Below are 8,363 nucleotides of genomic sequence, written 5' to 3'. Positions count from 1 at the left end.
TTCGCCATGCACCGCTGCCACGGCAGTCGGCTGCTCAGCGACTTGCGCCTCGAACAGGCCATGCACGGAGCTGTCGCGTGGATAGTCAGTCGAACTGTCGTTGAAAGCATGCAGCAATTGCTCACGCTCGGTGTCGGGTAGCACCGAAATGTCCGTCAGGTCTGTTTTTGCACCAGCCTCCAGAGCACTGACCAGATTCGTCAGGGCAGACGCCATATAGCGTGCGACACGATGTGCCCCAATCTCCATGGAGGCCTGAACATTGAGCGCAAAATGTTCGCCAAAATCATCCACCGAGAGGATCAGCGGATAGTTGGTCCGCTCTTCGGCGCTCAGCGTTTCAATACCTTGCCAGGCCGCCAGGGTCTGCGCATCCAGCGGTTGCCCTGCATCGGCGCTGTGCCGGTAGTTCAATAACGCGCTGAACAGTGGCGTCGGGGCGATAACTCCACTGCAACGCTGAGCCAGCGCCAGCGATGCGTGCTCATGACCAAGCAACTGTGTCAGCGTCGCGTGAGTGGCCGCGACTCCGTCACGGGCGCTCTGCCCGCCGAGGCGCACACGCAACGGCAAGGTATTGATGAACATGCCCAGGGATTGGCCGCTGGCCTCGGTTGCCTGCATGCGTCCCAGCATGACCGTGCCGAACACCACGTCGTCACGGCCAGCCACGACACCCAGCACCCGAGCCCAGGCCAGATGGCAGAGGCTGGTCGCACTCACGCCCAGTTGCCGGGTCTGGGCTCGCAGCCGCTGCCCCAGTTCGGTGGACAGGGTCAGATGCGCTTCTTCGATCCCGTTACCGTCGCCCAGCACATCCTGCTGGCCGAACGGCAAGGTCGGTTCATCCACGTCGCTCAGCATGTCGCTGAAAAACGCTTCATGGCCCTGGCGTTTGCCGGGCTGGCGAGTCTGCGCCACGTAGTTGCGGTAAGGCACAGGCGCTTCAAGGGCATGGGCCTGGCCGGTAAGGAACGCCTGCATTTCCCGCTGCACGATATCCAGTGCCGCGTGGTCGATGGCCAGGTGGTGGAACAGCAGCATGGCCACCCAACGTTGATTGGCCGGGTCTTCGCTGACCAGCAGCGACAATAGCGGTGCCTGGCCGAGATCCAGGCGATAGTGGCGAGGATCGAAACGGGCCTTGAGTTGTGGCAGCACTTCGCCCTGCTCCAGCTCCCGGGTAATGTCCCGCACCGCCAGTTGCGCTTTACGCCAGACCACCTGAACCGGCTCTTCCAGCCCTTCCCAGTGCAGCGAGGTGCGCAGAATGTCATGCCGGTCGATCACACTCTGCAAGGCGCCGACGAAGTCATCGAGTCGTTCGCGGCTGGCCAGGGTGAATTCGGCCTGCAGAACATACGGATCGCCACGCTCGGCGGTCAGGTGATGGTAGAGAATCCCTTCCTGCAACGGTGCCAGCTGATAGATATCCTGGACATTGGCAGCGCCTCCGGTGACCTGGCTGACAACCCTGTCGATTGCTTCCTGTTCCAGGGCCAGCAACGGCAACATCTGCGCAGTGATACGCTCGCAACCCGGGACAATCCCGTTGGCCGGTACGCTTTGCAGGCTGGCCAGGATGCTCGCATAGGCTCCGCTCCTGATCGATTCTATAAGCGTTGCCTTGTGCTCTCGCAGCAATGCCAGGGTGGCCGGCTCGGCCAGTGACTGCTTGCGGCCGCGTACCGCCAGTTGCTCACCGTTAACGGAAAGTTCGACGCCTTTTTCTTCAAGAGTGGTCAGCAGTTCAATCAAGGTCACAGGAAAATCTCCGTTTTTTCCGTCGCAGCGGCGTATTTTGCGAGGGTGGGTTGTTCAAACAGGGTTTTGACGTCGGCTTCGATACCGGCCTGACGCACCCTTTCCATCAGGCTGACCGCCAGCAACGAATGGCCACCCAGTTCAAAGAAATGGTCATGCCGCCCGACACGCTCGACCTGCAACACTTCGGCCCAGATCTGCGCCAGAGTGGTTTCGGTTTCGCCTTGCGGAGCTTCGTAGCCACGACTGATCAAGGCCTGCTGGTCCGGCGCCGGCAGCGCCTTGCGGTCAAGCTTGCCGTTCGGCGTCAGTGGTAGTTTTTCAAGATGGACATAGGCCGCCGGGACCATGTACTCCGGCAACTGGCTTTGCAGATGGCTGCGCAGGGTATCCAGATCGACGTTGCCTGCAGACGAGGTGAAATACGCCACCAGACGCTTGTCGCCCGGCACATCCTCGCGAGCCATGATCACTGCTTCTTGCACGGCAGGATGACGCGCCAGCCGGGTTTCGATCTCGCCCAGTTCGATGCGGAAGCCACGAATCTTGACCTGATCGTCGTTACGGCCCAGGTACTCGATATTGCCGTCCGCCAGCCAGCGACCCAGATCGCCGGTGCGGTACATCCTTGCGCCGGAGTTGAATGGATCATTAAGGAAGCGCTCGGAGGTCAGGTCATCGCGATTCAGATAACCGCGCGCCACACCGGCACCGCCGATATAGATTTCACCCGCAACGCCCAGCGCCACAGGTTGGCGGTGCTCATCGAGCAGATAGAACCGGGTATTGGCCACCGGCTTGCCGATATGCGCGGCAAACCCGTCCTCGCGGTCCATCGCCACCCAACTGGAATAAGTCGTGGTTTCCGATGGTCCGTAGAGGTTGCACAAGCGTTTGACGCTGGTTTCGGCAAACAGCTTCTCGACCAAGGAGCCCTTGAGCGCTTCCCCGGCGACGTTGACTGTGTGCACGCCCTGCCCCAGGCCGCCCGATTCCAGCAGCGCTTTAAGGGCCGACGGCACGGTATTGATCAGCGTGACGTCATGCTCACCGCCTTGCAGGGCAAGCACATTCTTGACCACTTCGGTGCAGCCACCGGAAATCAGCGGTGCAAAGCACTCGTAGACCGCCAGGTCGAAGTTCAGCGAGGTGGAGAACAGGGTTTTGGCCAGCACTTCCGGTTCAAATGACTGCTGCGCCCAGGTCAGGAAGTTGACCGTATTGCGGTGCTCGATCATCACGCCTTTCGGCAGGCCGGTTGAGCCGGAGGTATAGATAACGTAGGCCAGATGCGCCGGCGTCAGTTCTGCAATCACTGGATTGGAGACGGGCTGATCCTGCCAGGTAACCTCATCCAGATTAACCAGAGGCAACGCAGCCGCCGACAGCAGTTCCAGAGTCGAAGTCTGTGCCAGTACCGCTGCAGGCGCGCTGTCCTGCAACATATAGGCAATCCGTTCCACTGGATAAGCCGGGTCCAGCGGCACATAACCGCCGCCCGCCTTCATGATCGCCAGCAGGCCGACCACCATCTCGATTCCGCGCTCGACACAGATCGCCACCCGCGAATCCGGCATCACGCCCTGACTGCGCAGATGATGGGCCAGGCGGTTGGCACGCTCATTGAGTACCCGATAACTCAGGCGCTCATGCGCATGCACCAACGCTATTGCATGCGGCGTACGCTCGACCTGCGCCTCGAACAGGCCATGAACGGTCTGATCCAGCGGATATTCGACCGCCGTAGCGTTGAAGCCAGAGATCAGCAGATCCTGCTCCTGCGCCGGCAGAATCGAGACATGCCGCATGCGGCCCGCAGGTACCCGCTCCAGCGCATCGGCCAGCCCGGCCAGTGCCTGCTGCACATAACCACACATCCGTTCGGCACCTATACGCACCGGAGTCATGATCGAAAAGGCAAAGTCCTGCCCCTGATCGTCCACCGACAGGGTCAACGGATAGTTGGTGCGCTCTTCGCCCTTGAGCAGTTCGATGCCTTCCCACGAATCAAGCCCGTCGCGAGCCCTGGATGCACCGGTGTGGCGGTAATTGAGCAAGGCACTGAACAATGGCAATGGCGCTTTTACCGCACTGCAACGCTGGGCCAGCGTCAGCGAGGCGTGTTCGTGCGCCAGCAGCCCGCTCAAGCGCCGGTGCGTGTTCTTGACTGCCTCACGGGCATCGATAGCGCCGACAGCCACTCGCAGCGGCAAGGTATTGATAAACATGCCCAGCGCCCGGTCGGCACCTTCACCGCCCTGCAGGCGACCCATCAGTACCGTACCGAATACGACGTCGTCCTTGCCGGTGATCCGCGCCAGGACCTGGGCCCAGGCCAGATGGTAAAGACTGGCCATGCTGACGCCAAGACCGCGCGCCTGCTGGCGCAACCGCCCGGTCAGGTCACTGTGCACCGCCAGGCGCACTTCCTCGATGCCGCTGCCATCGCCCTGTACATCATGCAGATCGAAAGGCAGCGTCGGCTCGTCGATATCCCCCAGCATGTCCTGGAAGAACGCTTCGTGCGCCTCACGACTGACGCCCAGGCGGGCCTGCGCCACGTAGTTGCGGTAAGGCACTGAGGCGGCCAGGGTGTGTTCACGTCCCTGCATGAACGCTTCGATCTCACGGGACAGCACTGCCAGCGAGGTCGCATCGTCGATCAGGTGATGGAACAGCAGGATCGCCACCCAGCGCTCGTTCAGCGGATCCTCGGCATAGGCAATGCGCATCAGCGGTGCCTGGCGAATATCCAGCCGGTAGTGACGCGGGTCGAAACGCGCATGCAACTGGCTGGCGATATCGCCATCTTCCGGGTCCAGAGTCACCGCTTCTACAGCCAGTTTCGCTTCGCGCCAGACCACTTGCAGCGGCTCGTTCAATCCTTCCCAGAGCACGCCGGTGCGCAGGATATCGTGGCGTGAAACCACGCCCTGCAAGGCTGCGGCAAATGCCTCGATGCGTGACAACCGGTCGAAGCCGAACAGCACATATTGCAGGTACGGATCGCCCTCGGTCGCACTCAAATGGTGATAGACAATCCCTTCCTGCAGCGGCGCCAGCGCATAGATATCCTGCACATTGGCAATCCCGCCCGGCACACTGGCCATGACCCTGTCGATCTGTGCCTGACTCAGGCTGACCAGCGGCAGCATCTGCGGGGTAATCTGCTCGCAGCCCTCGACAATCAGGTTGGCCGGGATCAGCATCTCGGACTTTCCGCCCACGGCCGCCGCCAGTGCTTCGAGGGTCGGCTGACCAAACAGCACCCGCACGTCCGCACTGAGATTCTGCTGACGCATGCGCTCGATCAGTTTGACCGCCAACAGCGAATGGCCGCCCAGCTCGAAGAAGTGGTCCTGGCGCCCCACCTGCTCGATATCGAGCAATTCCTGCCAGAGTTGAGCAATCGCCACCTCGACCGAGCCCTGTGGTGCTTCATAAGCCCGGCTGGCCAGTGCCGATTGATCCGGCGCCGGCAAGGCCTTGCGATCCAGCTTGCCGTTGGTGGTCAACGGCAGTGCTTCAAGGGTCACAAAGGCGCTAGGCAACATATGCTCGGCCAGGCTTTGCAGCAGTTGGTTGCGCAGTTCGGTGGCTGAAGGTGCCTTGCCTTGCTCAGGAATGACGTAGGCCACCAGGCGCTTGTCGCCCGCTACATCCTCGCGGGCAATGACCACCGCTTCACGTACACCGGTACAGGCCGAAAGCTGCGCCTCGACCTCGCCCAGCTCGATGCGGAAACCGCGAATCTTCACCTGGTCGTCGTTACGGCCCAGGTAATCCAGGGTGCCTTCGGCGGTCCAGCGCGCCATATCGCCGGTGCGATACAGGCGTGCGTTTTTAGTGGTACGGAACGGATCCGGAATAAACCGCTCTTCGTTCAGCTCAGGACGATTCAGGTAACCTCGCGCTACGCCCGCGCCGCCCACGTACAGCTCGCCAACGACACCAACCGGCACTGGCTGTCGATTGGCATCCAGCACATAGGTCTGCAAGTCCGGAATCCGCACACCAATCGGGCTGACACCGGCCTGCAAGGCATCTGCCGCCTGCAGCGCACGATAGGTCACATGCACCGTGGTTTCGGTAATTCCGTACATGTTGACCAGTTGCGTACCGGCGTTCACCGCTCTTGCGTACCACGGTTTGAGAATCCCGGTTTCCAGCGCTTCACCGCCAAAGATCACTTGACGCAATGAGTGCGCCTGATGACTTTCACCCTGGGCAGCAATCAACTGGCGGAAAGCACTTGGGGTCTGGTTCAACACCGTCACGCCCGCCTCACAGAGCAAGGCATAGCATTCCTGCGGCGAACGGCTGACCAGTTGCGGCACGATCAGCAATTCACCGCCGTGTACCAGCGCGCCCCAGATTTCCCAGACCGAGAAGTCGAAGGCAAAGGAATGGAACAGCGCCCAGACATCGGTCGGTCCGAAGTCGAACCACGCCTGGGTCGCCGAGAACAGCCGCGCCACGTTGCGGTGCTCGACCTGTACGCCTTTCGGCAAGCCGGTGGAGCCCGAGGTGTAGATCACGTAGGCCAGATGCGCAGAGGTCAACCCTTTAACCTGCGGGTTCTGCATTCCCATACCGTGCAGACTGCCGTCATCCAGGCAGATGAACGCAATACTGTGCTGCGCCAGCGCCTGGGCCGTCGAACGCTGGACCAGCAGCGCAACCGGGGCACTGTCCTTGAGCAAGTACGCCAGACGCTCCGCCGGATAGGCCGGATCCATTGGCACATAACCGGCACCGGCCTTGAGGATGCCGAGCAGGCCAACGATCATTTCCGGACCGCGTTCGACACAGATCGCCACCCGATCGTCCGGGCCGACGCCCTGTTCGATCAGACGATGGGCGACCTGGTTGGCACGGGCGTTGAGTTCGCCATAAGTCAGACGCCGCGCCTCGAAACGAATTGCCAGAGCCGAAGGGTTCGCCGCGGCCCAGGCTTCGACCGCCCGATGAATCAGCTGGTCGTCGGCAAAACCCGCAGCGCTGTGGTTCCAGTCATGCAGCAACTGCTGGCGTTCAGCGTACGGCAGGATCGACAGGTGATTGAGCGGCGTTTGCGGAGCCTGCTCCAGTGCATCGATCAATTGCTCCAGCGCAACCTGCATATAGCTGCAGATCCGCTGTGCACCGATTGACGCCAGCGCCAGCGCGGTGAGTTTGAAAGCGTCACCGAAGTCATCGACATTGAGGGTCAGCGGATAGTTGGTGCGCTCATCGCCGCCCAATGCCTGCATGCCTTGCCAGGCAGCCAGATGTTCGCCGCTGGCCACAGGCGCGCTGTGCCGGAAATTGAGCAAGGCGCTGAACAGCGGCGTCGGGGCCGCCACGCCGCTGCAGCGCTGGGCAAGGGCCAGTGAAGCATGTTCGTGGGCCAGCAAGGCGGTGAGCCGTTCGTGGGTTTGACGAACACTCTGGCGCACGTCCTGCCGGTCGAGGGATACCCGCAAAGGCAGGGTATTGATAAAGATCCCCAAGGCCCGGTCAGAACCCTCGCCGCCCTGCATCCGGCCCATCAGCACCGTGCCGAAGACCACATTGTCGGTGGCCGACACCTTGCCCAGTACCAGCGCCCAGGCCAGATGCATCAGGCTGGCGGCGCTGACACCCAGTTGCCGCGCCTGCTGGCGCAAGCGTGCCGACAACTGCAGGTCGAGCGGATGATGGACTTCTTCGATACCCCGTCCGTCACCCTGCACATCGTGCACGCCGAACGGCAGGGTCGGCTCGTTGATATCGCCCAGCATGTCGAGGAAGAACTGTTCATGCTGGCCAGTGCTCTGGCCGAGTCGCGTCTGCGCCACATAATTGCGATAGGGCATCGGCGCGCCCAACCGGTCTGCAGTCCCGAGCAGGAAGGCCTGCATTTCCAGCTGCATGACTTCCAGCGCGGTATGGTCCAGCGCCAGGTGATGGAACAGCAGCGTGGCAACCCAGCGGTTCTGTTCGCGATCCTCGGCACAGGCCAGATGCAGCAGCGGTGCGCGGGTCAGATCCAGACGATAGTGGCGGGCATCGAAACGCGCCGACAATTGACTGGTAATCGGGCCATTTGCCGGATCAAGCTCGACCCATTGCGGTTGCAGCCTGACGCTTCGGCATACGACTTGTACCGGCTCATCGAGCCCGGTCCAGTGCACTGCCGTGCGCAGGATATCGTGACGATCAATGACCGATTGCAGCGCCTGGATAAAGGCGTCCAGACGTTCGCGGCTGTCAAAGGCGTACTGCGATTGCAGCACATACGGGTCGCCGGCTTCGGCTGTCAGGTAGTGATAGAGAATCCCTTCCTGCAACGGCGCCAGTGGGTAAATGTCCTGCACATTGGCCGCGCCGCCCGGTACAGCCGAGAGCAGACGCTGCAGCGAAGCCTCACTGATTTCCAGCAAAGGCAGCATTTCAGGAGTGATCCGCGAGCAACCCGGTTCGATCAGATTGGCCGGTACGCGGATTTCCGTGCCACTGCCTACTGCGGCGGCCAGCGCCAACAGGGTTGGCTGACTGAATAGCACGCGCACATCGGCACTCAGGCCTTGCTGGCGCATCTTCTCGATCAGCTTGACGGCCAACAGCGAGTGACCGCC

2 protein-coding genes (1 of these 2 running past the window's edge) are annotated in these 8,363 nt (G+C 61.6%); both read right to left on the bottom strand.

Annotation, left to right across the window (positions count from 1 at the left end; genetic code table 11):
* On the bottom strand, nucleotides 1–1,764 hold a 1,764-nt coding region (locus tag ALQ04_RS05855; RefSeq protein ID WP_259644942.1), incomplete at its 3' end, for a condensation domain-containing protein.
* On the bottom strand, nucleotides 1,761–8,363 hold part of the coding region annotated (locus tag ALQ04_RS05850; RefSeq protein ID WP_122314912.1) for a non-ribosomal peptide synthetase (this coding region is incomplete at its 5' end). Its footprint extends 6,903 nt past the window's final position; 6,603 of 13,506 annotated nt are visible. The genes ALQ04_RS05855 and ALQ04_RS05850, both read right to left, overlap by 4 nt.

Source organism: Pseudomonas cichorii, assembly GCF_003700275.1.
GTDB lineage: Bacteria > Pseudomonadota > Gammaproteobacteria > Pseudomonadales > Pseudomonadaceae > Aquipseudomonas > Aquipseudomonas cichorii_B.
Note: the sequence above shows the minus strand (reverse complement) of the source record. Positions and strands in the feature narration are given on the sequence as shown.